Source organism: Bowdeniella massiliensis (genome assembly GCF_023634005.1).
GTDB classification, from domain to species: Bacteria; Actinomycetota; Actinomycetes; order Actinomycetales; family Actinomycetaceae; genus Bowdeniella; species Bowdeniella massiliensis.
This window is the reverse complement of the sequence record NZ_JALIQR010000003.1, coordinates 22,209-45,866: the sequence shown is the minus strand read 5'-3', so window position 1 is coordinate 45,866 and position 23,658 is coordinate 22,209. Positions and strand designations below refer to the sequence as shown.

Sequence of the window (23,658 nt, the reverse complement as noted above, 5' to 3'; positions counted from 1 at the left end):
ATTCTACGGCGTTTGATCCTCCTCATCCTGGTCGCGCTGCCAGGCAAAGAGCCACATGAGGGCACCGAGGATCAGCAGCGCGAGAATCGTCGCGATGATGGGGACGCGGGCGCCGCCGGTGCGGGCGGCCTCGGCGGCCGGGTCCTTCATGCTGGCCGTGAGTGAGTCCAGGTAGGTTTCGATCGGCACCTCGCCGGCGACGTGGTCGCGGGCGGCATCATCCAGGGCGATGACGTTCGGCAGGTCGATCCCGATGAAGCCGTAGTCGTCGCGCACGATCGTGTGGGGTGCGCCGATGATGCGCTGCGCCGCGGGCGCCGACCAGGTAGCCGCAACCGTCGTCGTCGCACGCTCGAAGGCCACTTCTAGGACGCCGATGCCGGCGCCGTCCAGCAGGACGGGCACCCACCAGACGTCGACGGCCTGGACGAGGCCCTCGGTCACGGGATCACTGCCGGCGGGAAGCGCACCGGGGTGGCGCGGCGGGGAGGGACGTCGCTCAGGCTCGTTCTCGCGCGAGGGCGGCACGAGGCGACCTGGACCCGCGTCCTCATCGGGCCAGAGCGGCTCGCTCTCATCGCCCGCGCCGAGGACGCGCGGGCTCCACGTCAGGGCGCGCACGGGCGTGCCGAGGGACAGCGCGGCGGGATCGAGGTCGGCGCTACGCGTGTCATCGAGTGCGATCCACTCGCGCGCGGAATCGGCGACCCACGCCGCGATCGAGCGGTTCGGCTCCTCATCCGGATCGATCCAGCCTGCGGCGCTCACGCCCGGCGCCGCGCCGCACACCAGCAGCACGGCGAGCAGGGCGCTGATGCCGACGCGGTAGATCATGAGCCGGCAAGCACCGCCAACTCGGCTGCGCTCCAGCGGGAGCCGTGGGGCGTGAGGTGGGCGAGGCGGGCGCCTTCCGCGAGGCCGCCGGCCTCCCGGTCCAACGTGATCGTGAGGTAGTCGACGCCCAGTTCGTCGACGAGCGCCTCGCCCCACTCAATGACGGTGATCGTCTCCGGGATGGAGGCGTCCAGGTCGATCGTCTCGAGGTCGAGCAGGCCGGTGAGGCGATAGGCATCGACGTGCACGAGATCCGGGGTGGGCGCCGGGGCGGGGTGGATGCGAGAGATCGTGAACGTGGGTGAGGTGACGCGGCCACGCACGCCGAGGCCTGCGCCGAGGCCCTGGGTGAGTGTCGTCTTGCCTGCCCCGAGCGCCCCGGTCAGGACGATGACGTCGCCCGCGCGGGCGATCCGGGCGAGGCGCTCGCCGAGGGCGCGCGTAGCGTCGGCGTCGGGCAGGATCACGGTGTGCGTCATGGCTTGTCCTCGTTGATGTGGATGCGCGGCACGCGCGGGCCGAGCCGGGCCACCATCTCGTAGCCGATCGTGCCGGCAGCGCGCGCCCAGTCCGAGACCGATGGCCCGCCCGGCCCCCACACGATCGCCGCATCTCCGGGCTCCGCGGGCGAATCGGGCCCGAGGTCGATAATGAACTGGTCCATGCAGATGCGGCCGACGACGCCGGCTTCTCGCGCGCCCACGCGCACGCGCGCGCGAGAGGACGCGTGGCGGTCCATCCCGTCGGCATAGCCGAGCGGCACGATGCCAAGCGTCGTCGCCGCCACGGTCTGCGTGTGCCCGTAGGACACGGGCGTGCCCGCGGGCACGCGCTTGACCATGGTGAGGTCGGCCTCCAGGCGCATGACGGGGCGTAGATTTGCGGCCGCCGGGTCCGAGTCGTCGGGCATGATGCCGTACAGCGCGATGCCGGGACGCACATGCGTGTGATGCGTGGCGGGGTGCCAGAGCGTGCCGCCCGCCGCCGTCAGGTGCGTGTAGTCGATGGTGGCGCCGGCCGCGCGTGCCTCGGCAAGGACCCGCTCGAAGGTGGCCTCCTGGCGTGCCGTCGTTGCCGCGTCATCGTCGGCGCGCGCGAGGTGGGACCAGATGCCGACGACGTCAATTCCCTCGGTATCGAGCGCGGCCGCGATGAGGGCGGGCGCATCCTCGGCGAGCACTCCCCCACGCCCCATGCCGGTATCGACCTTGAGATGGACGGCGACCGGTGGCAGTGCGTCCGCGCCCCCGGCGGCCCCGGCCGCGAGGTCGGCCCGGGCCTGGCTGATCGCGGCGAGCGCCCAGTGATCGGGCACCGAGAGGTGCAGCCCGGCGCGGATCGCGGCGCGCAACTCGGCGCGTTGGTGCGGCGAGTACAGCCACGTGAAGATGGTGGGGCCCGCGCCGTCAAGGGCCGCGGCGAGTTCGAGTGCCTCGGCGAGCTGGGCGACGCCCACGATCGTTGCGCCCGCGCGGTGCAGCGTCGCGACACAGGGCATCAACCCGTGGCCGTAGGCATCGGCCTTGACGATCGGCATGACCTCGGCGGCGGTGCGCCCGGCGATCACGGCATAGTTGTGCGCCAGCGCCGCGTGGTCGATGATGGCGCGCGACGGGTAACTCATGGCTCCATTGTGGCACCGAGCGCGAGCGCGATCCCGGCGGCGAGATCAAGCGCCCGGATCGGCCCGGGCGCACCCGGGCAATGCGCGACGGCGCTCGCATGCAGCTGGGCCGCGAGCCCCGCCTGGTAGGACAGCGCCGGCACGGTCTCGCCGGCTTCGGCGCGCGCGGCGAACTGGGCGAAGGTGGCGGCGAGTACTCCGGCGAGCACATCCCCGCTGCCGGCCGTCGCGAGGTAGGGCGATGCGGGCGGGATCGTCACGATCGGCTGGCCGGCCTCGACGATGACCGTCTCGGGACCCTTGGCAACGACGACGGCGTCGAAGCGCTCGGCGGCTTGGCGGGCATAGCGCACGGGATCGACCTCGACGTCTTCGCGTTCGCAGCCCAGCAGCGTCGCCAATTCGCCCAGGTGCGGGGTGAGAATCAGCGCGCCGCGGTCCCGCGCGACCTCACTCACGCACGTCAGCGCGCCCGCGTCGGCGACGACGGGAATGTCGCGCGCGAGAAAATCGGCGAGCGCGGCGGCGATGCGCGGCCCGCCCTCGGTGCCGGAGCCGATCAGCGCCGCCTGGATGCGCCCGGGCGCGGTGACGACCTCGGGCATGGCGGGAATGATGAGGCGCGCGACGCCCTCCTCGCCGAGGAATCGCACCATGCCGGGGCCGGCCGCGAGCGCCGCGCGGGTCGCGAGCAGGCCCGCCCCCGGGTAGGTCTGGCTGCCCGCGTCGATGCCGACGACGCCGCGAGTGTATTTGTGGTCGAGGTGGCGGGCGCGCGGGAAGGACGAGCGCACCTCGGCGGTGCCGAGCTCGATCGCGGCGGGCGCACCCACCAGCTCGATGCCGAGGTTTTCTACTCTCACGTGCCCGGCGAGCCGGTAGGCGGGCGGGAGCAGCAGCGCGGGCGTCAGCGCCGCGAAGGTGATCGTTTCATCGGCGCGGATCGCACGCCTTGCGCCCGGGTCATCCGATAGTCCCGAGGGGCAATCGACGGCGAGAACGAAGGCTTCGGCTCGCTCCCGTTCGGCGGCGAGTGCGTCGATCAGGCTCGCGAGTGGCTCGCGCAGCGGGCCGGAAAGCCCAATCCCAGCGAGCGCATCGAGCCAGATCCCGAACCGGCCCGCATAGGCCGCGACGTCATCGACGTCTGCCAGCTGGTCGATTTTCACCCCGGCGCCGCGCGCGGCGGCGAGCCCTTCGGCGTGCGGATCAGCGTGGGCGAGGAGCACCCGGGACGCGAGGCCGAAATCGGCAAGTTCGTAGGCGGCCCACAGGCCGTCGCCGCCGTTATTGCCGCCGCCCACGAGCACGAGCACTTCGGCGTTCACACCCGCGGCGCGGCGCTCGCTTACGACCGCTGCGGCGCGCTCGGCGACAGCGCGGGCGGCCCGGCGCATGAGGGGAACGCCGGTGGCCAATAGGGGCGCTTCGGCGGTACGGATTGCTTCGGAGGAATAGGCGGCGCGCATTAGCGGGCCTCGCCTTCGGCGATGACGAAGGCGATCGCAACCCCGCCGTCGTGCGACATCGACAGCTGCCAGGAGGTGACCCCGCGTGCGGCGGCGACCTCGGCGACGGTGCCGCGCACCGCAAGCGCCGGCGCCCCCGAGGCGACGGTGATCACTTCGCAGTCGTGCCAACGCATGCCGCCGGGCGAACCGAGCGCCTTGGCGACGGCCTCCTTAGCGGCGAACCGCGCGGCCAGCGAGCGCGCCGGGCGCTGCCGCCCACCCGGGCCCGCGAGCTCGCCCGCGGTAAACAGCGCCGACGCCAGGCGCGGGTTGCGGCCGAGGGTCGCGGCAAAACGTTCTACGTCGACGACGTCAACCCCGATCCCGCGCACTGCCATACCTTATATCTACTCCACGGTGACGGACTTGGCGAGGTTGCGCGGCTGATCGACATCCAGCCCCTTCGCACCGGCCAGGTGGCAGGCGAACAGCTGCAGCGGCACGACGGCCAGCAGCGGCGCAAGCAGCGTCGGCGCGGCCGGAATCCGCATGATGACCTCGGCATAGGATTCGACGTCGGTGTCGCCTTCCTCGGCGATGACGATCGTCTTCGCGCCGCGTGCGCGCACCTCTTGAATATTGGAGACGACCTTGGCGTGCAGCTGATCGCGCCCGCGCGGAGAGGGCACGATGACGATCACGATCTGACCGTCTTCGATCAGGGCGATCGGCCCGTGCTTGAGCTCACCCGCGGCAAACCCTTCAGCGTGAATGTAGGCGAGTTCCTTCAGCTTCAGCGCGCCCTCGAGCGCGACGGGGAAGCCCACGTGCCGCCCCAGGAACAGAACGGAGGAGACGTCGCTGAGCTCGCGGGCAACCTCGCGCACCGCGTCCTCGGAGTCGATCACGGCCTGAATCTTGTCCGGCATCTCGGCGAGCTCCGCCAGCAGCGCACGGATTTCGTCGCCGAACATATTGCCCCGCAGCTGGGCGAGGTAGGCGCCCAGCAGGTAGCAGGCAGTGATCTGCGCGAGGAACGCCTTCGTCGAAGCGACGGCGACCTCGGGCCCGGCGTGCGTATAGAGCACGGCGTCGGCCTCCCGCGGGATCGTGGAGCCGTGCGTGTTGCAGATCGCGAGCACCTTGGCATCCTGTTCGCGTGCATGCCGCACCGCCATGATGGTGTCCATCGTCTCGCCGGATTGGCTGATCGCGACGACGAGCGTCTTTTCGGACACGATCGGATCGCGGTAGCGGAACTCGTGGGCGAGCTCGACCTCGACGGGGATGCGGCACCAGTGTTCGATCGCGTATTTCGCGACGTGGCCCGCATAGGCCGCCGTCCCACAGGCGATGACGATGATCTTATCGATGGTGCGCAGCACGGCCTCATCGATGCGCAGCTCATCGAGGCCGAGGTGTCCGGATTCGTCGACGCGCCCGCGCAGCGTATCGGCGACGGCCCCCGGCTGGTCGTGGATCTCCTTTTCCATGAACGTGGCAAAGCCGCCCTTGACGGCCGCCGACGCATCCCAGTCCACCTCGTAGGTGCGCCCCGTAACCGGCTGCCCCTCGGCGTCAATGATGCTCACGTCATCGGCGGTGACCGTCGCGATCTGGTCCTGGCCCATTTCCAGGGCCCGTGAGGTGTGCGAGATAAAGGCGGCGACGTCGGAGCCGAGGAAATTCTCGCCCTCGCCAAGCCCGATGACGAGCGGCGAATTCCGCCGCGCCCCGACGATGACGCCGGGCGCATCCTCGTGGATCGCGAGCAGCGTGAAGGCGCCCGCCAGGCGCGCGGTAACGACGCGCATCGCCTCGGTGAGGTCCCCGATCTCAGCAAAAGCACGGGCGAGCAGGTGCGCGACGACCTCGGTATCGGTCTGCGAGGCAAACGGCACGCCCTCGGCCTCGAGCTCGGCGCGCAGCGACGCGAAGTTTTCGATAATGCCGTTGTGAATGAGCGCGAGCTTGCCGTCAGCGCTCAGGTGGGGGTGGGCGTTCACATCCGAGGGCGAGCCGTGGGTCGCCCAGCGCGTGTGTCCGATCGCGGTCACGGCCTCCGGCAGCGGATCGGCGGCCAGGCTGTCGAGCAGGTTGGCGAGTTTGCCTGCCTTTTTCCGGCTCACGAGCAGCCCCGGCGCCCCGAGCGCGACCCCGGCCGAGTCATAGCCGCGGTACTCCAGGCGCGCGAGCCCCTCAAGGCACACGTCTAACGGTCGATTGCTCGGCGCATTCGGGCCAACATAGCCCACGATTCCACACATGGGGAAAAGAATAACGCCGTAGTCCTTGCGACGGAATAACGCCGCGCAGGTGGCGCGCATCGCACTATGGGAAACTAGGAGCCGTGAGGACCGACAACCAGTACTCCCCCTTCGTGGATTTCACTCGCGAGCAGTGGGCGAAACTCTCCAAATCGACCCCGCTGCCGCTGTCCGATGAGGACGTGCGGCGCCTGGCGGGCCTGGGAGATCCGATCGACCTCGCGGAAGTGGACACCGTCTACCGGCCGCTGTCACGCCTGCTGCAGCTCTACGTCGCCGGCACCCGCGCCCTGCACCAAACCACCTCGGGATTCCTTGGCGATTCCACCTCCCGCACCCCGTTCGTCATCGGCGTCGCGGGCTCGGTGGCCGTCGGAAAATCCTCCACCTCCCGCCTGCTACGCGAGATGATGCGCCGTTGGCCGCAGACCCCGCACGTCGAACTCGTGACGACCGACGGCTTCCTCTACCCCAATGAGGAACTCGAGCGCCGCGGCCTCATGACGCGCAAGGGCTTTCCCGAGTCCTATAACCGCCGCGCGCTGCTGCGCTTCGTCCAGGAGATCAAGTCCGGCGCCCCCGAGGTCACCGCGCCCGTTTACTCCCACCTCACCTACGACATCGTGCCCGGGGAGAAAATCCACGTCCGCCGTCCCGACGTCCTCATCATCGAGGGCCTGAACGTCTTGCAGCCCGCGCGCACCGGCAAGGATTCCTCCCTCGCCGTCTCGGACTTTTTCGATTTCTCCATCTACGTCGACGCGCGCCCAGCCGACGTCAAACGCTGGTATATCGAGCGGTTCTTGCAGCTGCGCTCTACCGCCTTTTCGGTGCCCGGCGCCTACTTCGCGAAATACGCTGGCCTCGACGACGACGCCGCGCGCGCTGTTGCCGCCACCATCTGGGATTCGATCAACGCCCCGAACCTCATGGAGAACATCGCCCCGACGCGGGGCCGCGCGAGCCTCGTGCTACAAAAATCGGCCGACCACTCGATGCACCGCATGCGGCTGCGCAAGCTCTAGCCGCGCGCGCCCCTAGAACCCGGCGCGAGCGGACTCGCCGCGCGCGAACTTCTCGGCCTTGCGCGACAGCAGGCGCCCGTAGACGCGCTTGAGCACGAAGTCGAGGACGAAGCCGATGATGACGCCGCCGGCGACGCCGACGAGGACGCCGACGAGCGGCCGGTCGGACAGGATCGTGCCGGCAACGAGGCCGAGCGCCACCGAATACAGCGCCCAGCACACGGCGGCGCACGCGGCGATGACGATAAAGAAGGTGCGGCGGAAGCCGACGGCGCCCGCCGTAATGTTGACGGCCACCCGCCCGATCGGGATGAACCGCGCCGACATGATGTAGACGGTCGCACGCTCAGCGAGCGCCCGCTCAGCCCACAGCATGGCGCGCGCGACTTTTTCGCCGCGCAGCAGCGGGATGCGTTCGATCGGCAAGAATCGGCCGATCGTGAAGGCGATCATGTCGCCCACAAAAGCGCCAGCCGAGGCCGCGAGAATGAGCCAGCCGATGTGCGGGCCCTGCCCCGCGACGATGAGCACGCCCGCAGCGATGACGATCGATTCACTGGGGACCGGCGGGAAGAACCCGTCGATCACCGTGAGCAGGAACACGGCGAGCAGGATCCACGGGCTGTCGACGAGGCTCAGCACCGCATCCTGCACCGACGTGAACCTTTCGATCACAGTGCGAGTCGCTCCTTGACGACGTCGGCGATCCGGTGGGCCACGCCATCGGCCTGGTCCTGGGTCGCGGCCTCGACCATGACCCGCACGACGGGCTCGGTGCCCGAGGGGCGCAGCAGCACGCGGCCGGTATCGCCAAGGAAATCCTCGGCGACGCGCACGGCCTCGGCCACGCCCTCATCGGTGGCGGCCGCAGCCTTGTCCACGCCGCGCACGTTAATGAGGATCTGCGGCAGACGCTGCACGACGGAGGCGAGCTCGGCAAGCGACTTCCCGCTGCGCGCCACCTTGGAGGCGAGCATGAGGGCCGTCAGTAGGCCGTCGCCCGTCGTGGCATGGTTCGCGTTAATGATGTGGCCGGATTGTTCGCCGCCGAGCACGTAGTTGCCCTCGCGCATCGCCTCCAGCACGTAGCGATCCCCCACGGCCGTCTGCATCGTCTGGATGCCCTCATCCCGCATCGCGAGGAGCAAGCCGAGGTTAGACATGACGGTCACGACGAGCATGTCGGAGTTGAGCATGCCGCGCTCTTTCATATCGATCGCGAGCAGTCCCATGATTTGATCGCCATCGACCATCTGGCCCGCGGCGTCGACGGCCAGGCAGCGGTCCGCATCGCCATCGAAGGCCACGCCGAATGCAGCGCCCGAGGCGACCGTGACGGCCTGCAGCGTCTCCGGGTGCGTCGAGCCGCACTCGGCATTGATGTTCGTGCCATCGGGCGAGGCATTAATGACGACGACGTCCGCCCCGGCCTCGCGCAGCGCGGTGGGCGCCACATCGGAGGCAGCCCCGTTGGCGCAGTCAATCGCGATGCGCAGCCCCTTGAGTGGAGTGTCGACGGCAGCGAGCAGGTGGTCGATATAGGTGCGATCGGCCGTAACATCGTCCTTGCCGATCCGGCCGACATCACCGCCCGTCGGGCGATCCCATTCGGTGCCGAGCATCGCGGCGATCTCGTCTTCGACGGCGTCTTCCAGCTTGTAGCCACCGTGCGCGAAGAACTTGATGCCGTTATCTTGCATCGGGTTGTGCGAGGCGGAGACGACGACGCCGAGGTCGACGTCGGTCTCGGCCGTCAGGTGCGCGATCGCCGGAGTGGGCAGCGTCCCGACGCGGGTGACATCCACGCCCGCCGAGGCGAGGCCCGCCGCGAGCGCCGAGACGATGAACTCGCCGGAGACCCGCGTATCGCGCCCGATCACGGCGCGCGGCCGGTGATCGCTTGCACCCTCGCGGCTGAGCACGCGCGCGGCGGCCACACCAAGGCCAAGGGCGAGTTCGGGGGTGATGTCACGGTTCGCGAGTCCGCGAACGCCGTCGGTACCGAAAAGGCGGGTCACAGTGGGATCCTTTCGCAAGCTAACCCCATTATTCTGCCACGCCATTTCGGCAGTTAACTCCCCCTGCAGCACGATCCATCCCCGAGCAGCTGACCGAGGCCCGGCCTCAGGCCTCGGGGGTGGTCGGCGGTGTGCTCGGCGGCGGAGTGCTGGACGGCGGCGCGCTGGGCGGCGGAGTGCTGGACGGCGGGGCGGCCGGCGGCTGCTGCTTGGCCTTCGCAATGCGCGGCCGCAGCGCGAGGGCCGCGGCAGCCAGGAGCGCTAGCGAGACCAGCAACAGCAAGAACAGCCCAATGCTGGGCGAGATCTTCGCGCCGAAATCGTAGCCGGCCGAGGACACGCTGGACAGCGATCCGAGCGCGTCGATGCTGATGAACAGGCCGAGGAGCCCCGCGACGGCTGCCGCGATGTGGGAGGCGAGCGGTGCCCACGCCACCTGCTTGAGCAGGCTCAAGGCGCCAAAGACGATGACCGCAAGCAGTAGGAGCAGCAGCATCACGCCGCGGCCACTCATCCCTTCGGAAAACAACGTGATCGATTGGCTGCGACGCTCGCCCAGGAAGCCCACCGTGACGGAGACAAACGGCAGGAAGAGGCTGATGAGCCCGAGCAGGCCGAGCGCGGGAATCGCGAGCGGGATCCAGGCGGCGACGTCCTTGCTGCCCTTGACCTTGGCGTACTCGGCGGTGGTGGCATTGCGCAGGTTCTTCGCGGCGCTGCTCGCGGCGGGCGCGACGTTGGTCTGGAAGAATTCCTTCGCCTCGGCGGCGATCTTCTTCGCGCCCTCTCCCACCTGATCCGTACCGGAAGCGGCGTATGCCGCGGAGCCGGACTGCTGATCGATCCATTCCTTCAGCGCCGGATAGCACGCGGGGTGCTTCGCGACGGCGGCGCGCAGGTCTGGCCGGTGCTGTGCGATGTGGGCGAGGGTTTCGGGCGAAAGCGTCGGATCATTGAGTGTCTCGGCGGTATAAGTCGAGGGGTCTGGGCTCGTCATGGGGTTCCTCCCTGCATGCATGGCGGCGGGGCCGCTCGGACTGGACCAGACTAGCGGCTGTGGCACACATCGCAAAGGCCCGCGCCCCATGATGGGACGCGGGCCATGCACGCAGCTCGAGGCGGGTTAGCGCTTGGAGTACTGCGGAGCCTTACGGGCCTTCTTCAGGCCGGCCTTCTTGCGCTCGGTGGCGCGGGCGTCGCGCGTGAGGAAGCCAGCCTTCTTCAGCGCGGGACGGTTGGCGTCGCGGTCGATCTCGTTGAGCGCGCGGGCAATGCCCAGACGCAGCGCACCGGCCTGACCGGACGAGCCACCGCCGTTGATGCGAGCGATAACATCGAAGCGGCCTTCGATGTCGAGCAGCTCGAACGGCGAGTTCACCAGCTGCTGGTGCAGCTTGTTCGGGAAATACTCATCGAGCTCGCGGCCGTTGATGGTCCACTTGCCCGAACCGGGGATCAGGCGGACGCGGGCGATGGCGCGCTTGCGACGACCGAGGGCCTGGCCCGGGGCGGTCGCGGAAACGCCGGCGCCGGTGTTGACCTTCTCGGTTTCCGATGTGTAAGTGCTGGGAGCGTCCTCTTCCAGCTCGTAGTCTGCAATGGTCTCAGCCACTGTTCTCCTCAGATCTGTGTCGGCGGCGAACCCTTAACGGGTTACTGCGCCACCTGGTCGATGGTGTAGGGCTGGGGCTTCTGAGCGGCATGCGGGTGCTCGCTGCCGGCGTAGACCTTCAGCTTGCGCATCTGCGCGCGACCCAGCGAGTTCTTCGGGACCATGCCGGCCACCGCCTTCGTGACGGCGCGCTCCGGGTGCTTGGCCAGGAGCTCGGCGTAGGAGGTGGCTTTCAGGCCGCCCGGGAACCCGGAGTGGCGGTAGGCCATCTTCTGTTCGAGCTTGGCGCCCGTCAGGGCGACCTTCTCGGCGTTGATGATGATGACGAAGTCACCGGTATCAACGTGCGGTGCAAAAATCGGCTTGTGCTTCCCACGGAGCAGGCGGGCTGCCTGGGAGGCCAGGCGGCCGAGGACAACGTCGGTGGCGTCAATGACGTGCCACTGCTTGTCGATTTCCCCGGGCTTAGGAGTGTACGTACGCACGGACTCTGCCTATCGTTTCTCTTCAGCAATCACTGCCTGGGCCTTGCCGGGCACCCGCATCGTGAACATGCGAGAGCGAGCCGGTTCAAACACGCCTCGGCAGTGACATTTCGCTGGAAATGGTCATGGTTTGCGCTGTGGGACCGCGAGCTCCATTGGCGAGTGGGAGGCGCCAAGGGGCAGTCGCACAACAATCACTTAGATTATCGCGCCCGCCCGCGCGGGTCAAAGGTCGTGACGCGGGTGTGCGGCAGTCCACACCGTGGCAGACTTAGGCTATGAGCACTTCAATCAACGACGATACCTTCGGCGACGGCGACCAGCCGCCCGTGGACACCTACCAGGGCACTGGCAACACGCTCGATGATCGCCTGCGGCAAGAAGAACCCGAAAACGATGAGCCGCGCGATGACATTCCCTATGACCGCTCCCCCGGCGGTGTCGGACAGCTCGTCGCCGAGCCCGACGATGACGGCCCGGAGGACCTGCCCGGCGAGGAGCAGTCGATCCTAGCCCGCGCCGAGGGCGCACCGCGCCGCGATGCCGCCCCGGAAGAATCCGCGATGCACCTGTCCGATGGCTACGACGACGCCGATCTGTACGACGGCGACGACGAGGACTACGAGGACAGCGCCGAGGATGACGCGGAGGCCGAATACGAGGATGCGATCGACCGCCGGGACGACTCCTCGGCTGAGTTCGCCTTCGATGAGGAAGAAGACGACGAACTCGCCTAGCGATGGACCACCACGTAACCCTGCGCGATGGGCACCGCCTGCCCTCCCTTGGTTTCGGGCTCTATAAAGTCCCGGCCGACCAGGCCGAAGACGTCGTCACCCACGGCCTTGCCTTCGGCTACCGACTGATCGACAGCGCGGAGTTCTACGCCAACGAGCCGCAGGCCGGGCGGGGGCTCGCCCGCAGCGGCGTCGAGCGCGATGACATCACCGTCACGAGCAAGTTCTGGGGCGAGGACTCGCAAGCTCCCGAGGCCGTCCGCGCTGCCTTCAATGCCTCCGAACGTGCCCTGGGCCGGATCGATCTCTACCTCATTCACTGGCCGCGACCGAGCCGCAATCAATATGTCGACGTGTGGCGCACACTCATCGAGCTGCGCGACGCCGGCCGGGTGCGCTCCATCGGCGTCGCGAACTTCTCCGCCGAGCAGATCACGCGCCTCGGCGAGGAAACCGGCGAGCTACCAGTCCTCAACCAGATCGAGCTCCACCCCTACCTGCAGCAGGCTGAGCTGCGGGACTTTCACGCCGAGCACGGCATCGTCACCCAGGCCTGGAGCCCGCTCGGGCGCGGCCACCTCTTGAGTGATCCCACGATCGTCGCGATCGCGGGCGCACACGGCGTCAGCCCGGCGCAGGTGGTGATCCGCTGGCACCTGCAACTCGGCACCGCCGCCGTCCCGAAGTCCGTGAACGCCGAGCGGCTGCGCAGCAACGCCGACGTCTTCAGCTTCGACCTCACCGCAGCGGAGATGGCGGCGATCGGCGAGCTAGAACGCGGCCAGCACTTTGGCACCGCACCCACCGACCGGCAGTAGCACGATGCCAGCACCGCGCCGCTAGTCGGCGCTTCCCCGCCCCGCGGCCGACGTGCGAACCTGCCGGGTCGCTTCTTGCCGGGCAGCCCACTGCTCCGGCGGCGGATACCGCACCGCAGTGAGCGTGAGCCCGTGCGCGGGCGCGACGGCGGCGGCGAGCGAACGGTCCTTGCGCGCGAGTACCTCGCCCATCCAGTCCGGGCTTTTCTTGCCGCGGCCCACCTCCACCAGGCACCCGACGATAGAGCGCACCATCGAATGGCAAAACGCGTCGGCGGCCAGGTCGATCTCGATGCCCGCCTCGCTGCGCGTCACGGCGCAGGTCAGCAGCCGGCGGATCGTTGTCGCCCCCTCGCGAGGTTTGCACAGCGCCGCAAAGTCCCACTCCCCAATGAGGTGATCGGCGGCGGCCTGCATTGCGTCGACCGCCAGATGCTCGCGCACCCACCACCGACAGTGCCGCGTTAGCGGATCAAATCCGCCAGCCGACAGGTCGGTGATGCGATAGCGGTAGGAGCGCCCGATCGCGGCAAAGCGCGCATCAAAGTCGCGGGAGACCTCTTCGGCTCGGTGCACGACGACGTCGGAGGACTTCGGCGGCACCCCGCCGCGCGTCATGATGCCGTGCAGCCGATCGATGAGTGCATCGGCCGGCGCGCGATCGCTGCGTCCCGGCAGCGCCAGCCACGCATCCGCCGAGCAGTCGAAGTGTGCGACTTGACCGGCGGCGTGAACGCCGGCGTCTGTGCGACCGGCGACGGTGAGGCGCACCTCCTCGCGCAGCACCGTCGCGAACGCCTCGGTCAGCACGCCCTCAACGGTGCGCTGCCCGGGCTGGGCCGCCCAGCCTGAAAACTGGGTGCCGTCATAGGCCAGATCAAGTCGGATTCGCCTCACGCACGTCATTGTAGGCAGGTGCGATAGCGTGCAGTCATGACCCCTCGCACGACGCTCGCCATCGATTGCGGCGGCGGCGGCATCAAGGCCTCCGTCCTCGACGACTCCGGCGTGATGCACGCGGCCCCGGTGCGCGCTGTGACGCCCTACCCGCTTTCGCCCGCGCGCCTCGTCTCTATCATCCGCGACCTTTCCACCCAGCTTCCCGCCGCTCGGCGCGTGACCGTCGGAATGCCGGGCATGATTCGCCGCGGCGTCGTCGTCGCCACCCCGCACTATATTTGCCGCGCCGGCCCCCGCACCCGCGTCCTGCCCGAGCTCCTGGCCGCCTGGACGGGCTTCGACATGCGCGGCGCGATCGAGGAATCCCTGGACATGCCCGCCCTGGTGTTAAACGACGCCGAAGTCCACGCCTGCGGCGTCGTCACCGGCACCGGCCTCGAAATGGTCATCACGCTCGGCACGGGGCTTGGCAATGCGATCTTCGACAACGGCGTCCTTGCCCCGCACGCCGAACTGAGCCAGTGCCCCGTCAAATGGGGCCTGACCTACGACGACTACATCGGCGAACACGAGCGCCTGCGACTGGGGGACGCGCACTGGTCACGCCGCGCCCGCCTCGTCATCGAGTCGCTGCAGCCCGTCTACCACTGGGACCGCCTCTACGTCGGCGGCGGCAACGGGCGACGCATCACCGCCGCGAATGTCGCGCGCCTAGGCCCCTCGGTCATCATCATTCCAAACGCTGCCGGCATCTCGGGCGGTGTGCGCGCCTGGGAGATGGCGCCCCAGGACTAGCCAGACACGCGTGATCCCCGCCCGGATACCCGGACGGGGATCAGCTGCGTTGCGCGAGCTCAGTGCGAGGAGACGTTACTCCTTGTCAGCGTCCTTGTCGGACTCGGCGGCCTCGTCGGCCTCCTGGCTGACCTCAACCTCGGTCTCTTCGGTTTCCTCATCGCTCTGCGCGAATTCGGTTTCCTCGACCGGGGTGGCGGGGATGTTCTTCTCGTCCTTGTCGGCGGCCTTCTCGGTTGCCTTCTCGGCTTCCTTCACGACGCCCTGCTTCGGGCTGTACGCCTCGGTGACAAGCTCGATCAAGGCCATCGGAGCGTTATCGCCCTTGCGCGGGGCGATCTTGGTGATGCGGGTGTAGCCGCCCGGACGCTCGGCGAACTTCGGGCCGAGATCCTCAAACAGCTTGGCGACGATGTCCTTGCGGGTGATCGTCTCCATCACCTTGCGGCGGGCGTGCAGATCGCCGCGCTTAGCGAGCGTGATGAGCTTTTCCGCGACGGGGCGCAGGCGCTTGGCCCGCGTTTCCGTGGTGCGGATCGCTTCATGCTCGAACAGCGACGTCGCAAGGTTGCTGAGCATGTGCTTTTCGTGGGAAGCGGAGCTCCCCAGGCGGGGTCCCTTAGACGGGGTAGGCATGTTTGGTCCTTTTCTTATCAGAGCTCGTCGCTGAAGTGCAGGTCTTCGAAGGTGACACCGTCGTCTTCGGATGCGAAGTCAACGCCGGAATCCTTCAGGCCGAGACCGTAGTCGGCCAGCTTCTCCTGGATCTCATCGATCGACTTCTTACCGAAGTTACGAATGTCCAGCAGATCTTCCTTCGAGCGTGCAACCAGCTGCCCGAGGGTGTGGATACCCTCGCGCTTGAGGCAGTTGTACGACCGCGACTGCAGGTCCAGGTCCTCGATCGGCAGCGCCAGATCCTGGGCGAGGGCCTGATCCGTCGGCGACGGGCCGATCTCGATGCCTTCTGCTTCCACGTTGAGTTCGCGGGCCAGGCCGAACAGCTCGACGAGGGTCTTGCCAGCGGAGGCAAGAGCATCGCGCGGAGCCATCGAGGGCTTGGTTTCCACGTCGACCACGAGGCGGTCGAAGTCCGTGCGCTGCTCGACACGGGTGGCTTCCACCTTGTAGGTCACCTTCAGCACCGGCGAGTAGATCGAATCCACCGGGATCCGACCGATCTCGGCGGTTTCGTCCTTGTTCATGGCGGCCGGCACGTAACCACGGCCACGCTCAACGGTGAGCTCGATCTCGAGCTTGCCCTTGGCGTTAATGGTCGCAATGTGCAGATCCGGGTTGTGCACCTCGACGCCAGCCGGCGGCGTGATATCGCCGGCAACAACGACGCCCGGGCCCTGCTTGCGCAGGTACATGACGACGGGCTCGTCGTGGTCGGAGGAGACGACCAGGTTCTTAATGTTCAAAATGATCTCGGTGACGTCTTCCTTGATCCCCGGGATGGTGGAGAACTCGTGAAGGACGCCGTCGATCCGGATGGAGGTAACCGAGGCACCCGGAATCGAGGACAGCAAAGTCCTGCGAAGCGAGTTGCCAAGGGTGTAGCCGAATCCTGGCTCCAGGGGTTCGATAACGAATCGCGAGCGGTTCTCGCTCACGACCTCCTCGGTCAGCGTGGGACGCTGGGCAATCAGCACTTGGTAATCCTTTCAGCCGGCATCCGCTATTTGACGCCGTGCGGGACAACGTGTGGTCCCCGGTGGGTCTCTGTCTACCGCTACCGGGGCGGAAGCGTCTTAGACGCGACGACGCTTCGGCGGACGGCACCCGTTGTGTGCCTGCGGCGTAACGTCAGAGATCGAGGAGACCTCCAGGCCCGTGGCCTGAAGGGAGCGGATAGCGGTCTCACGTCCAGAGCCGGGGCCCTTAACAAACACGTCGACCTTCTTCATGCCGTGCTCCTGGGCGCGGCGCGCGGCGGCTTCAGCGGCGAGCTGAGCGGCAAACGGCGTCGACTTACGCGAACCCTTGAAGCCCACCTGACCGGAGGAGGCCCATGCGATGACGGCGCCTTCCGGATCGGTGATGGACACGATCGTGTTGTTGAACGTGGACTTGATGTAGGCGTTGCCCTGGGCAACGTTCTTGCGATCCCGGCGGCGGCCCTTGCGCGCCACCGCGGATGTGCGGGTCTTGGGAGGCATATGTGTTTCTATCTCCAGGTCATCGGACCGGTCAGCTTGCGCTGTGCCGGACTACAGTTAGCGGGTCTTCTTCTTACCGGCAACGGTCTGCTTCGGACCCTTGCGGGTACGAGCATTGGTCTTGGTGCGCTGGCCGTGCACCGGCAGGCCACGACGGTGACGCAGACCCTGGTAGCAACCAATTTCCACCTTGCGGCGAATGTCAGCTGCGACCTCGCGGCGGAGATCACCTTCCACCTTGAAGTTGCCTTCGATGTAATCGCGAAGGGCAACGAGATCAGATTCCTGCATGTCCTTGACACGCAGATCGGGCGAAACGCCCGTCGCTTCGAGAGCTTCCTGGGCGCGGGTGCGACCCACACCGTAAATGTACGTCAGCGCAACCTCAAGCCGCTTTTCGCGGGGGAGGTCAACGCCAGCTAGACGTGCCACTGATCAGTCTCCTGACTGTTCGGACCGGAGGTCTTTCCCGTTGCCTTCTCGCGGGATTGCGAGCCCCGGCCTCCGGACCGGGGGTTGCGCGATGCGCTGGCAGCAGGATCGATGGGCGATGCCCATCTTTCTCGTCACTTAGCCCTGACGCTGCTTGTGACGAACGTTTTCGCAGATGACCATGACGCGACCGTGCCGGCGAATAACCTTGCACTTGTCGCAGATCTTCTTGACGCTAGGCTGGACCTTCATGTCATTCCTCCGCCACCGATGATCTCGGCAGCTAACAGTTACTTGTAGCGGTAGACGATACGACCCCGAGTGAGGTCGTAGGGGCTCAGCTCAACGACGACCCGATCTTCGGGAAGAATACGAATGTAGTGCTGACGCATCTTCCCGCTAATGTGGGCAAGCACAATGTGCTTGTTATCAAGCTCTACTCGAAACATCGCGTTGGGCAGCGCTTCGACGACAGTGCCCTGAACCTCGATGACGCCGTCCTTTTTTGCCATGCTCTACGTACTTCTCCTCATATATCGGCGCCGATTGGCACCCTCGTGCGGTGCCATAGGAATGTATGGCACGTGTACGCACGTCCAGCTGACCATCCTATGGGAATTAGAGCGCGAAAGAAACTCTTCGCCGACGTGAAGCGCGCCACCTGGGCGCTACAGCTCGATCGGGGTAACGCCGTAGCGCGCTAGGTCGGCCGCGCCACCATCGGGCAGCGTCAAGACGCGCACTCCCCCATCTACGAGTGCGACGGCGTGCTCCCAGTGCGAGGCGCGTGAACCATCGAGGGTCACGACGGTCCAGTCATCGTCGAGCGTTTCGTTATCGGGGCTGCCAAGCACGAGCATCGGCTCGACGCACACCGCCATGCCGGACTTGATCTTGGGACCCTTCGGACTCGCATAGTTCACGACGTCGGGCGGCTGGTGCATCGCGGAACCAATGCCATGTCCCACGTATTCGCGCACGATGCCAAGTTCACGCCCGTCGACGGGGTTGTCTTCCACCACGCGCTGGACAGCCTTGCCGACAACGTTTAGGGATTTGGCGCCCGCGAGGGCGGCAATCCCCTGCCACATGGCTTCCCGGGTGATCTCCGAAAGCTTGAGATCCTCCGGACGAGGCGTTCCGACGATGAAGGTGCGGGCGGAATCGCCATGCCAGCGGCGTCCCGAGGGTCCGGCGACACTGCAGCCGCCGTCAACGGAGACGACATCGCCATCGCGCAGTACGCGCTCGCCCGGGATGCCGTGAACGATCTCCTCGTTGACCGATAGGCAGACCGTTGCGGGATAGCCGTGGTAGCCAAGGAAGTTCGGCTTTGCGCCGGCCTCGCGGCAGACCCGTTCGGCGATCGCATCAAGCTCGCCCGTCGTGATTCCGACCTCGGCGGCCGCTTCGACGGCGGTGAGCATGTCATAGACGATCGCGCCCGCCTCAGCCATCACGGCGAGTTGGGCGCGCGTCTTGATTTCCGGTTTAGGTCCGAACATCACAGGGCGTCAACGGCCGCAAGGATGCGTGCGGTGACCTCGTCGACTCCGCCCATGCCGTCCACGGAGACCAGCAGGCCACGCTCCCGGTAGATGTCGGCAACAGGGGCGGTCGTGTCGCGGTAGATGTTCAACCGGGTGCGAATGACCTCTTCGGTGTCATCCGTGCGGCCCTGGTCGATGCCGCGCTTAAGCAGCCGCTCAACAACCGCGTCCTCATCGACGGTGATCTCGATGACGCCATCCAGGCCCTGATCGCCGAGCAGCTCGTCGAGCAGTTCGACCTGTGCGGGGTTGCGCGGGAAGCCGTCGAGGAGGAAACCGTTACCGGTGTCCTTGGCAGCGAGGCGTTCCTTCAGCATCTCGACGGTGACTGAATCGGGCACGAGCTCGCCGCGCGCGATGTAGGAGCCGGCGAGGTGGCCGAGCTCGGAGCCTTCCGAGATGTGCGAGCGGAAGAGCTCGCCGGTGGAAATCGTCGGGACTCCCAGGTGGGAGGCCAGGCGCTCCGCTTGCGTGCCTTTGCCAGCTCCGGGGGCACCAAACAACACTAATCGCGCGCTCATGACAAGAATCCTTCGTAGTGACGCTGTTGCAGTTGTGAATCGATGTCCTTAACAGTCTGCAGTGCGACACCGACCATAATCATGATCGATGTGCCGCCCCATGGCATGGCGCCGTCCAATCCCATGACCGCAAACAGGATCTCGGGGACGAGGGCGACGACAGCGAGGTAGAGAGCGCCGGGTGCCGTAATACGCGTCATCACGTAGTTGAGGTAGTCGGCGGTGGGCTTGCCAGCGCGGATGCCGGGGATGAAGCCGCCGTAGCGCTTCATGTTGTCGGCGACTTCCTGCGGGTTGAACGTAATCGCGGTGTAGAAGAACGCGAAGAAGAGGATGAGCAGGGTGTAGACGGCCAGGCGCATCGGGTGCGAGGGCGCGAACCACTGCTGCAGCGCGAGAGACCAATCAGCGGTCCGATTGAACTCGGCGATCATGATCGGCAGGTGCATGATCGAGGACGCGAAGATCACGGGGATAACGCCCGCGAGGTTGATCTTCATCGGGATGTAGGTCGAGGAGCCGCCGTACAGGCGGCGGCCCACCATGCGCTTGGCGTACTGGACCGGGATGCGACGCTGGCACTGCTCGACGAAGACGACGGCCAGCGTGATCAGGAGGATCACCGCGATGATGATGAGTAGCTTGACGAGGCCGGACTCGAGACCGAAGACGCGGCCAAGGCCCGTCGGGAAGCTCGCGGCGATCGAGGTGAAGATCAGCAGCGACATGCCGTTGCCGATGCCCTTTTCGGTGATGAGCTCGCCGAGCCACATGATCAGGCCGGTACCGGCGGTCATCGTCAGGATCGTCAGCAGCAGGGTGCCGGGTCCCGCGTTCGGGATCGGGCTGACCGGGCAGCCCTGGAAGAGCAGGCCGTTGGCCGCCGTCGTGACCATGACGGTGGACTGCAAGACACCGAGGAAGATCGTCAGGTAACGCGTGTACTGGGTGAGCTTCGCCTGGCCCGCGTGACCTTCCTTGTGCAGATCCTCGAACCGCGGAATGACGACCCGCATGAGCTGCACGATAATCGACGCCGTAATGTACGGCATGATGCCGAGGGCGAAGACCGAGAGCTGAAGTAGGCCGCCTCCGGAAAAGAGGTTCATCATGCCAAGGAAGGTGCTTTCGGCGCCGGCCACGCACTGTTGCACGTTCCCGTAGTCAACTCCCGGCGCGGGCACGAACGAGCCGAACCGGTAGATGGCCATGATGGCGAGCGTAAACAGCAGCTTCCGACGCAGGTCAGGGGTTTTAAACGCCTGAGCGAATGCAGCGAGCAAAATTCCTCCCAGTGCGTTGGCCGCCTGCGACACCGTTCTCTTCGCCCGGTGCACGGCCAACTGGAGAGTCGGGGTCCGACTCGAGGGTCAATCTCTTTAGAGTGTACGAGCTAAACTCGCATCTGCGGAAATGCCCCCGCGCCTCGCTGAGGCACGGGGGCGTTCCACAGGTGGGTGGCAGCACCGAAAACTCGGTGTGCCGACCGCGTTAGGCCCCCGTAATGGAGCCGCCCGCGGCCTCGATCTTCTCCTTGGCGGAGCCCGACCACGCATCAGCGGTGACGTTGACGGCCACGGAGATTTCTCCCGTGCCCAAAATCTTCACGGGCTGCTTTGCGCGAACCGCGCCCTTGTCCACGAGGTCGGCGACGGTCACGTCCCCGCCCTTCGGGAAGAGCTCGGCGAGCTTCGTCAGGTTCACGACCTGGTAGGTCACCTTGTTCGGGTTCTTGAACCCACGCAGCTTGGGCAGCCGCATGTGCAGCGGCATCTGGCCGCCTTCGAACCCGGCAGGGACCTGGTAGCGGGCCTTGGTGCCCTTGGTACCACGACCAGCGGTCTTACCCTTGGAGCCTTCGCCTCGACCCACGCGGGTCTTGGCCTTCTTGGCGCCGGGGGCAGGACGAAGATCGTGAATCTTCAGTGGCGTCGACTCTTCAGCCATGCTCACTCAACCTCCTCGACAGCGACCAGGTGGTCGACCACGCGGATCTGCCCGCGAATCGCGGGACTGTCCGGACGGACGACGCTCTGACCGATCTTGCGCAGCCCGAGGGCGCGCAGCGTCTCACGCTGGTTGCGAAGTCCGCCAATGGTGGACTTCTTCTGGGTGATCTTCAGATTTGCCATTACGCACCTGCCTCGGCGGATTCGGCTTCGGCCTCGGCCTTGGCACGAGCTTCACCTTCGGCGCGGTGGCGCAGCAGCGCGGAGGGCGCGACGCGGTCCAGCGGCAGGCCGCGGCGAGCCGCAACCGCTTCGGGCTGCTCGAGCTGCTTGAGCGCGGCAACCGTGGCTCGCACGATGTTCAGCGCATTCTGCGATCCCAGCGACTTGGTGAGGATGTCGTGGATGCCAGCGCATTCCAGGACGGCGCGCACCGGGCCGCCGGCGATAACACCGGTACCGGGAGCGGCCGGACGCAGCAGGACAACACCTGCAGCGTCTTCACCCTGCACAGTGTGCGGGATCGTCTTGGCAATGCGCGGGATGCGGAAGAAGTTCTTCTTCGCCTCTTCCACGCCCTTGGCAATGGCGGCGGGAACTTCCTTCGCCTTGCCGTAGCCGACGCCAACCGTGCCATCGCCGTCACCGACGACCACGAGGGCGGTGAAGGAGAAGCGACGGCCACCCTTCACAACCTTCGCGACGCGGTTGATGGTGACAACACGCTCGACGAACTGGTTCTTGTCATCGCCGCCACGGCGGTTGTCGCGACGCTGTTCGTCGCGGCCCCGGCGGCCTTCGTTACGCTCGCGTCCCTGTTCGGCGGAACCCGAGCCGGTCCGATTTCGCTGCGGTGCAGCCATGGATTTACTCCTGCTCTCTTCGTTCTCGCTGGTTACAGGGCCAAGCCGGCTTCGCGGGCACCGTCAGCGACGGCGGCCACGCGGCCGTGGTACTTGTTTCCGCCCCGGTCGAAGACGGCGGACTCGATACCCGCTGCCTTAGCGCGCTCGCCGAGCAGTTCGCCCACCTTGCGTGCCTTATCGACCTTGGAACCTTCGGCCTGACGCAGATCGACTTCCATCGTGGAAGCCGACGCCAGGGTGTGACCCGCAACGTCATCGACGAGCGTGGCCACCATGTGGCGCGCGCTGCGCTTGACGATGAGGCGGGGACGCTGCGCGGTGCCGGCAATGTGCTTGCGCACGCGCTGGTGGCGGCGCTTCCGGGCGATCGCCTTGCCCTTGCCCTTAACGCTAACGGACATGGGTTACTTACCAGCCTTTCCTGCCTTGCGGCGAACCTGCTCGCCGGCGTAACGCACACCCTTGCCCTTGTAGGGCTCAGGCTTGCGCAGCTTACGAATGGAGGCCGCGGTTTCACCGACGAGCTGCTTGGAAATACCCGAGACCGAGAACTTGGTCGGGCTTTCCACCACGAAGGTGATGCCTTCGGGGGCGGTGACCGAGATGGGGTGTGAGAAGCCGAGCGCGAACTCGAGGTTCTGGCCCTTGGCGGTGACGCGGTAACCGGTACCGACGATCTCCAGCTTCTTCTCGTAGCCCTTCGTGACACCCTCGACCATGTTGGCGATGAGGGTGCGGGTCAGGCCGTGCAGCGAACGCGATTCGCGCTCGTCGTTGGGACGGGTCACCGCAATGGCGCCGTCCTCGTCGCGGTCCACGGTGATCGGAGCGGGAACGTTGTGGGTCAGGGTGCCCTTGGGGCCCTTGACGGTCACGACGTTGCCATCGATCGAGACGTCCACGCCGGAGGGAACCGGAACGGGAATCTTGCCGATACGTGACATTGTGCGTTCTCCTTTCCGGTTCTTACCAGATGTACGCGAGGACTTCCCCGCCTACACCCTTAGATTCGGCCTCGCGGTCCGTCAGCAGACCGGAGGACGTGGACAAAATAGCGACACCCAGTCCGCCGAGCACCTTGGGGAGCTTGGTGGACTTGGCGTAGACCCGCAGGCCCGGCTTCGACACGCGCTTGACGCCGACGAGGGCGCGCTTGCGGTCGGTGCCGTACTTCAGCTCGAGGGTGAGCTTCTTGCCCACCTCGGCGTCCTCCGCGGACCAGTCCGCGATGTAGCCTTCGGCCTTCAGGATTTCGGCGATGTTCGCCTTCAGTTTCGAGTACGGCATCGACACCGTCTCGTGGTACGCCGAGTTGGCGTTACGCAGACGCGTGAGCATGTCTGCGATGGGATCTGTCATAGTCATGTTGTTGGGCCTTCGCCCTTCCTCGTCGCGGTTTCCCTAGTGGGGACCTACAACGTAGTGGTTACCAGCTGCTCTTCGTCACGCCGGGGAGCTGGCCAGCAAGGGCCATCTCACGCAGGCAGATACGGCACAGGCCGAACTTGCGGTACACCGAGCGCGGACGACCGCACTTCTGGCACCGGGTGTAGCCTCGCACGCCGAACTTCGGCTTGCGGGAGGCCTTGACTTTCAGGGAGGTCTTCGCCAT

Annotated in this window: 32 protein-coding genes; 4 read left to right on the top strand and 28 right to left on the bottom strand. The window is 66.7% G+C overall.

Annotation, left to right across the window (positions count from 1 at the left end; genetic code table 11):
- Positions 1 to 3: 3 nt before the first annotated feature.
- From MUN85_RS02530 to glmS, 6 genes are read right to left on the bottom strand one after another with little or no spacing between them, the layout of a single operon-like run.
- A complete protein-coding gene (locus tag MUN85_RS02530) occupies positions 4 to 834 on the bottom strand; it encodes a hypothetical protein (RefSeq protein ID WP_250505240.1) in 831 nt (276 codons plus the stop codon).
- A complete protein-coding gene (gene tsaE, locus MUN85_RS02525; RefSeq protein ID WP_250505239.1) occupies positions 831 to 1,313 on the bottom strand; it encodes a tRNA (adenosine(37)-N6)-threonylcarbamoyltransferase complex ATPase subunit type 1 TsaE in 483 nt (160 codons plus the stop codon). Before tsaE ends, MUN85_RS02530 begins: the two co-directional genes overlap by 4 nt.
- Entirely contained in the window at positions 1,310 to 2,458 is a 1,149-nt protein-coding gene (alr, locus tag MUN85_RS02520; protein WP_250505238.1) for an alanine racemase, read from the bottom strand. The genes tsaE and alr overlap by 4 nt, the downstream gene beginning before the upstream one ends.
- On the bottom strand, positions 2,455 to 3,927 hold the full coding sequence (locus MUN85_RS02515; protein WP_250505237.1) for an NAD(P)H-hydrate epimerase: 1,473 nt from the start codon (positions 3,925 to 3,927) through the stop codon (positions 2,455 to 2,457). Before MUN85_RS02515 ends, alr begins: the two co-directional genes overlap by 4 nt.
- Positions 3,927 to 4,307 carry a holo-ACP synthase gene (locus MUN85_RS02510; protein WP_250505236.1) on the bottom strand — a complete coding sequence of 127 codons (381 nt, stop codon included), beginning with the start codon at positions 4,305 to 4,307 and terminating at the stop codon, positions 3,927 to 3,929. Before MUN85_RS02510 ends, MUN85_RS02515 begins: the two co-directional genes overlap by 1 nt.
- 9 nt (positions 4,308 to 4,316) lie before the next feature.
- Complete coding sequence (gene glmS / locus MUN85_RS02505) at positions 4,317 to 6,176, bottom strand: glutamine--fructose-6-phosphate transaminase (isomerizing) (RefSeq protein ID WP_250505358.1); 1,860 nt, start codon at positions 6,174 to 6,176, stop codon at positions 4,317 to 4,319.
- A gap of 83 nt (positions 6,177 to 6,259) precedes the next feature.
- Between glmS and coaA the strand changes: the two genes are divergently transcribed.
- Complete coding sequence (gene coaA / locus MUN85_RS02500; RefSeq protein WP_250505235.1) at positions 6,260 to 7,201, top strand: type I pantothenate kinase; 942 nt, start codon at positions 6,260 to 6,262, stop codon at positions 7,199 to 7,201.
- 12 nt (positions 7,202 to 7,213) lie between these two features.
- Here the strand turns inward: coaA and MUN85_RS02495 are convergent, their stop codons facing one another.
- The 5 genes from MUN85_RS02495 to rplM all read right to left on the bottom strand — a co-directional run bounded on the left by MUN85_RS02495 (position 7,214) and on the right by rplM (position 11,316).
- Positions 7,214 to 7,876, bottom strand: a complete 663-nt coding sequence (locus MUN85_RS02495) for a DedA family protein (protein WP_250505234.1) — start codon at positions 7,874 to 7,876, stop codon at positions 7,214 to 7,216.
- Complete coding sequence (gene glmM, locus MUN85_RS02490) at positions 7,873 to 9,219, bottom strand: phosphoglucosamine mutase (RefSeq protein ID WP_250505233.1); 1,347 nt, start codon at positions 9,217 to 9,219, stop codon at positions 7,873 to 7,875. Before glmM ends, MUN85_RS02495 begins: the two co-directional genes overlap by 4 nt.
- Before the next feature lie 106 nt (positions 9,220 to 9,325).
- Positions 9,326 to 10,216 carry a variant leucine-rich repeat-containing protein gene (locus MUN85_RS02485; protein ID WP_250505232.1) on the bottom strand — a complete coding sequence of 297 codons (891 nt, stop codon included), beginning with the start codon at positions 10,214 to 10,216 and terminating at the stop codon, positions 9,326 to 9,328.
- A 126-nt stretch (positions 10,217 to 10,342) separates the two neighbouring features.
- Positions 10,343 to 10,831, bottom strand: a complete 489-nt coding sequence (gene rpsI, locus MUN85_RS02480) for a 30S ribosomal protein S9 (protein WP_092562899.1) — start codon at positions 10,829 to 10,831, stop codon at positions 10,343 to 10,345.
- Positions 10,832 to 10,872: 41 nt separating this feature from the next.
- Complete coding sequence (gene rplM / locus MUN85_RS02475) at positions 10,873 to 11,316, bottom strand: 50S ribosomal protein L13 (protein ID WP_092562897.1); 444 nt, start codon at positions 11,314 to 11,316, stop codon at positions 10,873 to 10,875.
- Between the two features lie 278 nt (positions 11,317 to 11,594).
- Here rplM and MUN85_RS02470 point away from each other — a divergent pair, with 278 nt between their 5' ends.
- Both MUN85_RS02470 and MUN85_RS02465 read left to right on the top strand, forming a co-directional pair.
- Positions 11,595 to 12,053: a hypothetical protein gene (locus MUN85_RS02470; RefSeq protein ID WP_092562894.1), complete on the top strand. Its 459-nt coding sequence runs from the start codon at positions 11,595 to 11,597 to the stop codon at positions 12,051 to 12,053.
- 2 nt (positions 12,054 to 12,055) lie between these two features.
- Positions 12,056 to 12,871, top strand: a complete 816-nt coding sequence (locus MUN85_RS02465; RefSeq protein WP_250505231.1) for an aldo/keto reductase — start codon at positions 12,056 to 12,058, stop codon at positions 12,869 to 12,871.
- 21 nt (positions 12,872 to 12,892) lie between these two features.
- On the opposite strand, the gene truA is transcribed toward MUN85_RS02465, so the two are convergent.
- Positions 12,893 to 13,768: a tRNA pseudouridine(38-40) synthase TruA gene (gene truA, locus MUN85_RS02460; RefSeq protein WP_250505230.1), complete on the bottom strand. Its 876-nt coding sequence runs from the start codon at positions 13,766 to 13,768 to the stop codon at positions 12,893 to 12,895.
- A gap of 36 nt (positions 13,769 to 13,804) precedes the next feature.
- Between truA and MUN85_RS02455 the strand changes: the two genes are divergently transcribed.
- Positions 13,805 to 14,566, top strand: a complete 762-nt coding sequence (locus MUN85_RS02455) for an ROK family protein (RefSeq protein ID WP_250505229.1) — start codon at positions 13,805 to 13,807, stop codon at positions 14,564 to 14,566.
- Between the two features lie 75 nt (positions 14,567 to 14,641).
- Here the strand turns inward: MUN85_RS02455 and rplQ are convergent, their stop codons facing one another.
- From rplQ to MUN85_RS02375, 16 genes are all read right to left on the bottom strand, one after another.
- Positions 14,642 to 15,145, bottom strand: coding sequence for a 50S ribosomal protein L17 (rplQ, locus tag MUN85_RS02450; protein WP_431603536.1), 504 nt, complete (start codon positions 15,143 to 15,145; stop codon positions 14,642 to 14,644).
- Between the two features lie 74 nt (positions 15,146 to 15,219).
- Positions 15,220 to 16,221 (bottom strand): DNA-directed RNA polymerase subunit alpha, encoded by a 1,002-nt coding sequence (locus MUN85_RS02445; RefSeq protein ID WP_092562879.1) that lies wholly within the window; start codon positions 16,219 to 16,221, stop codon positions 15,220 to 15,222.
- Between the two features lie 99 nt (positions 16,222 to 16,320).
- Positions 16,321 to 16,728 carry a 30S ribosomal protein S11 gene (gene rpsK / locus MUN85_RS02440; protein WP_092562876.1) on the bottom strand — a complete coding sequence of 136 codons (408 nt, stop codon included), beginning with the start codon at positions 16,726 to 16,728 and terminating at the stop codon, positions 16,321 to 16,323.
- Positions 16,729 to 16,785: 57 nt separating this feature from the next.
- Positions 16,786 to 17,160 (bottom strand): 30S ribosomal protein S13, encoded by a 375-nt coding sequence (rpsM, locus tag MUN85_RS02435; protein ID WP_092562873.1) that lies wholly within the window; start codon positions 17,158 to 17,160, stop codon positions 16,786 to 16,788.
- A gap of 138 nt (positions 17,161 to 17,298) precedes the next feature.
- On the bottom strand, positions 17,299 to 17,412 hold the full coding sequence (gene rpmJ / locus MUN85_RS02430) for a 50S ribosomal protein L36 (protein ID WP_015746489.1): 114 nt from the start codon (positions 17,410 to 17,412) through the stop codon (positions 17,299 to 17,301).
- A 38-nt stretch (positions 17,413 to 17,450) separates the two neighbouring features.
- A complete protein-coding gene (gene infA / locus MUN85_RS02425) occupies positions 17,451 to 17,672 on the bottom strand; it encodes a translation initiation factor IF-1 (protein WP_092562870.1) in 222 nt (73 codons plus the stop codon).
- Positions 17,673 to 17,828: 156 nt separating this feature from the next.
- Entirely contained in the window at positions 17,829 to 18,665 is an 837-nt protein-coding gene (gene map / locus MUN85_RS02420) for a type I methionyl aminopeptidase (RefSeq protein WP_284500856.1), read from the bottom strand.
- Positions 18,665 to 19,231: an adenylate kinase gene (locus MUN85_RS02415; protein WP_250505226.1), complete on the bottom strand. Its 567-nt coding sequence runs from the start codon at positions 19,229 to 19,231 to the stop codon at positions 18,665 to 18,667. Before MUN85_RS02415 ends, map begins: the two co-directional genes overlap by 1 nt.
- Entirely contained in the window at positions 19,228 to 20,514 is a 1,287-nt protein-coding gene (secY, locus tag MUN85_RS02410; protein ID WP_250505225.1) for a preprotein translocase subunit SecY, read from the bottom strand. Before secY ends, MUN85_RS02415 begins: the two co-directional genes overlap by 4 nt.
- Positions 20,515 to 20,722: 208 nt before the next feature.
- Complete coding sequence (gene rplO / locus MUN85_RS02405) at positions 20,723 to 21,178, bottom strand: 50S ribosomal protein L15 (RefSeq protein ID WP_092562861.1); 456 nt, start codon at positions 21,176 to 21,178, stop codon at positions 20,723 to 20,725.
- A gap of 2 nt (positions 21,179 to 21,180) precedes the next feature.
- A complete protein-coding gene (gene rpmD, locus MUN85_RS02400; protein ID WP_092562858.1) occupies positions 21,181 to 21,363 on the bottom strand; it encodes a 50S ribosomal protein L30 in 183 nt (60 codons plus the stop codon).
- Positions 21,363 to 22,043: a 30S ribosomal protein S5 gene (gene rpsE, locus MUN85_RS02395; protein ID WP_092562855.1), complete on the bottom strand. Its 681-nt coding sequence runs from the start codon at positions 22,041 to 22,043 to the stop codon at positions 21,363 to 21,365. Before rpsE ends, rpmD begins: the two co-directional genes overlap by 1 nt.
- Positions 22,044 to 22,075: 32 nt before the next feature.
- Positions 22,076 to 22,447: a 50S ribosomal protein L18 gene (rplR, locus tag MUN85_RS02390; protein WP_092562852.1), complete on the bottom strand. Its 372-nt coding sequence runs from the start codon at positions 22,445 to 22,447 to the stop codon at positions 22,076 to 22,078.
- Positions 22,448 to 22,450: 3 nt separating this feature from the next.
- On the bottom strand, positions 22,451 to 22,990 hold the full coding sequence (gene rplF, locus MUN85_RS02385) for a 50S ribosomal protein L6 (RefSeq protein ID WP_250505224.1): 540 nt from the start codon (positions 22,988 to 22,990) through the stop codon (positions 22,451 to 22,453).
- A 22-nt stretch (positions 22,991 to 23,012) separates the two neighbouring features.
- Positions 23,013 to 23,411 (bottom strand): 30S ribosomal protein S8, encoded by a 399-nt coding sequence (gene rpsH, locus MUN85_RS02380; protein WP_250505223.1) that lies wholly within the window; start codon positions 23,409 to 23,411, stop codon positions 23,013 to 23,015.
- 61 nt (positions 23,412 to 23,472) lie between these two features.
- The gene (locus MUN85_RS02375) at positions 23,473 to 23,658 is read right to left on the bottom strand and encodes a type Z 30S ribosomal protein S14 (RefSeq protein ID WP_073715467.1); all 186 of its coding nucleotides are present in this window, start codon (positions 23,656 to 23,658) and stop codon (positions 23,473 to 23,475) included.